At 71.3% G+C, this 2,828-nt stretch carries 3 protein-coding genes; 2 read left to right on the top strand and 1 reads right to left on the bottom strand.

Annotation, left to right across the window (positions count from 1 at the left end):
• Positions 1–243: 243 nt before the first annotated feature.
• Positions 244–1,038 carry a GIDE domain-containing protein gene (locus FNQ90_RS18595; RefSeq protein ID WP_182607416.1) on the top strand — a complete coding sequence of 265 codons (795 nt, stop codon included), beginning with the start codon at positions 244–246 and terminating at the stop codon, positions 1,036–1,038.
• Positions 1,039–1,134: 96 nt separating this feature from the next.
• On the opposite strand, the gene FNQ90_RS18590 is transcribed toward FNQ90_RS18595, so the two are convergent.
• Positions 1,135–1,707: a cob(I)yrinic acid a,c-diamide adenosyltransferase gene (locus FNQ90_RS18590; protein WP_182607415.1), complete on the bottom strand. Its 573-nt coding sequence runs from the start codon at positions 1,705–1,707 to the stop codon at positions 1,135–1,137.
• Between the two features lie 151 nt (positions 1,708–1,858).
• On the opposite strand from FNQ90_RS18590, the gene FNQ90_RS18585 reads away from it, so the two are divergent.
• A complete protein-coding gene (locus FNQ90_RS18585) occupies positions 1,859–2,719 on the top strand; it encodes a 3-hydroxyacyl-CoA dehydrogenase family protein (RefSeq protein WP_182607414.1) in 861 nt (286 codons plus the stop codon).
• The last annotated feature ends 109 nt before the right edge of the window (positions 2,720–2,828 follow it).

The following is a 2,828-nucleotide window of genomic DNA, read 5'->3' as shown; positions in this document are numbered from 1 at the left end:
GCGTCGGCCGGGGGAGCCGAACCACCGCGGTGGAACAGGACCGTAGAGAGGTCTGGACCACTGGGCAAGGGGTTGAACCACTGCTTCGGACGGGGTTAAGGCTCGTTTAAGGAAGGACGGGCCGGGTCGCGTCCGGGCGCGGACCGATAGAGTGCCGCCGGCTCCCGGGGGAGCCGGCCGTCAGGGGAGGCACCACGGGGGAGGCCCCGGGCCCCGGGGGCACAGGGGGAAGGGAACGTCTCGATGATGATGCTCTGGATCGGCGTCACAGGTATGGTCCTGGCCGGAATCTGCCTGCTGGTGGCGCGGTCGGCCGCCAAGCGGGTGCGCGGCATCGCGGGCACGGAGACCAGCACGATCGCCGAGCTGAACGAACTGCACCGGGCGGCCGAGGAGGCCGCCGGTGCCGGCCACTTCCGCTACCGCTGCGAGATCGTCGCCGAGACCGTCGCGCCGGAAGGGGGTCCGCTGGTCTCCGAACTGGCGAGGCGCGAGTGTGTCTGGCACAAGCACCGCGTCACCCACAAGTACTGGGAGACGCGCACCGACAACGAGGGCAACCGGCGCCGTGAGGAGAAGACGCGGGTCGTCTCCCAGCACGTCAGCGCCGAGGACCTGTCGGTCCGGGACGCCACCGGGGACATCCTGGTGCGGCCGGGCAAGAAGGAGATCGACCGGCCGGAGAAGATCCTCGACCGCTTCGAGCGCGACACCGGGGGCGCCTCCGGGGGGATCTCCTTCAAAGGCTTCACCCTCAACCTGCCCTCCGACGGCGGCAGCATCGGCTTCCAGCAGGAGGAGTGGATCGTCGCGTCCGGCCGCAGGCTGTACGTGTTGGGGGAGGCGTCCGACGACCACGGACGCCTGGTGATCGGGCCGCCCTCCGACGGTGGGCTGTTCATCGTCTCCACCCGCAGCGAGGAGGAGTTGCTGGGTTCGGCGCGGAGCCGGGAACGCGGCTTCCGGGTCGCCGGACTGATCCTCGGTGCCGTCGGCGCGCTGCTGCTGGTGGCCGGCACGGTCACCGCGCTGCTCTGAGCCCTCCCGCGACCGGGAGCTCCCGGCGTGCCGGGGTCCACCCCGGTCCGGCCCCGCCGGCCCGGGGTGCCGGCGGCGGCCCGGCCCCCCGACGGCTCAGCGTTCGCCGCCGGGCACCCACAGCACGTCGCCGACCTCCTTGTTGGCCGTCCGGGCGAGGATGAACAGCAGGTCGGAGAGGCGGTTGAGGTAGGTGGCGGTCAGCGGGTTCATCGTCTCCCCGTGCTCCTCCATCGCCGCCCAGGTGGAGCGCTCGGCCCGCCGCACCACCGTGCACGCCTGGTGCAGCAGCGCCGCACCGGGGGTGCCGCCGGGCAGGATGAAGCTGCGCAGCTTCTCCAACTCCTCCAGGAAGCGGTCGCAGTCGGCCTCCAGCCGATCCACGTACGCCTGTTCCACCCGCAGCGGCGGGTACCTCGGATCCTCCACCACCGGGGTGGAGAGGTCGGCGCCGACGTCGAAGAGGTCGTTCTGGACCCGGACCAGGACCTTGCGAACCTCCTCGGGGAGGTCGCCCAGGGCCAGCGCGGTGCCGATCACGGCGTTCGCCTCGTTGGCGTCCGCGTAGGCGGCGATCCGCGAGTCGGTCTTGGCGGTGCGGCTCATGTCTCCCAGGGCGGTGGTTCCCTGATCCCCGGTGCGGGTGTAGATGCGGGTGAGGTTGACCATGCGGCGAGCCTAAGGCCCGGGCGGCCTCCCCGTCCGGTGGTGTGATGTCCGCCATGTGAGACGTGACGCGTGTCTCCATCGCTCCCCAAAGGCCGTTCGCCCCACTACATTCCTGCCGGGGAACACTCAGCGTGCATCGGAGGAAACAGACGTGGCAGGAAAGCTCGCCGTCATCGGGGCCGGCCTCATGGGGTCCGGAATCGCCCAGGTCTCCGCGCAGGCGGGCTGGGAGGTGGTCCTGCGCGACATCACCGACGAGGCCCTGACCCGGGGCCGGGAGGGCATCGAGCGTTCGCTGGACAGGTTCGTCGCCAAGGAGCGGATCACCGCCGCCGACGCGCAGGCCGCGCTGGGGCGCGTCACCACCACCACCGACCTGGAGGCCGCGGCCGACGCCGACATCGTGGTGGAGGCGGTCTTCGAGCGGATCGACGTCAAGCGGGAGATCTTCCGCGCCCTGGACGGGATCGTGAAGGACGACGCGATCCTGGCCACCAACACCTCCGCCATCCCGATCACCAAGATCGCCGCCGTGACGGAGCGTCCCGAACGGGTGGTGGGCACGCACTTCTTCTCGCCGGTGCCGATGATGCGGCTGTGCGAGCTGGTGCGCGGACTGAAGACCACCGACGAGACCCTGGCCCGGGCCCGGGAGTTCGCCGAGTCCACCGGCAAGACCTGCGTGGTGGTCAACCGGGACGTGGCGGGCTTCGTGACGACCCGTCTGATCTCCGCCCTGGTCGTGGAGGCGGCGCGGCTGTACGAGTCGGGCGTGGCCAGCGCCGAGGACATCGACACCGCCTGCCGGTTGGGCTTCGGCCACGCCATGGGGCCGCTGGAGACCGCCGACCTCACCGGCGTGGACATCCTGCTGCACGCCACGGAGAACATCTGGACCGAGTGCCGGGAGGACAAGTTCGCCCCGCCGGAGCTGATGCGCCGGATGGTGGACGCCGGTGACCTCGGGCGCAAGAGCGGGGCGGGGTTCCACGACCACCGCGCCGACGGCTGACCCCACCGCTCGCACCGGTCGCGCCGGTCGAGACCCGTCCGAACGACCCGTCGGGGCCCGGTGGTTCACGGGGTGTCACGCCGTGCTACACAGTGCCACCCGACCCGAC

Origin of the sequence: Streptomyces alkaliphilus (genome assembly GCF_014141535.1) — a bacterium.
Taxonomy (GTDB): Bacteria; Actinomycetota; Actinomycetes; order Streptomycetales; family Streptomycetaceae; genus Streptomyces; species Streptomyces alkaliphilus.
This window is presented reverse-complemented; position numbering and strand designations above follow the sequence as displayed.

What these genes read in the sequence shown, in the direction of transcription:
- FNQ90_RS18590 (WP_182607415.1), bottom strand. Translation starts at nt 1,707, where the DNA reads ATGGTCAACCTCACCCGCATCTACACCCGCACCGGGGATCAGGGAACC.
- FNQ90_RS18595 (WP_182607416.1), top strand. Translation starts at nt 244, where the DNA reads ATGATGATGCTCTGGATCGGCGTCACAGGTATGGTCCTGGCCGGAATC.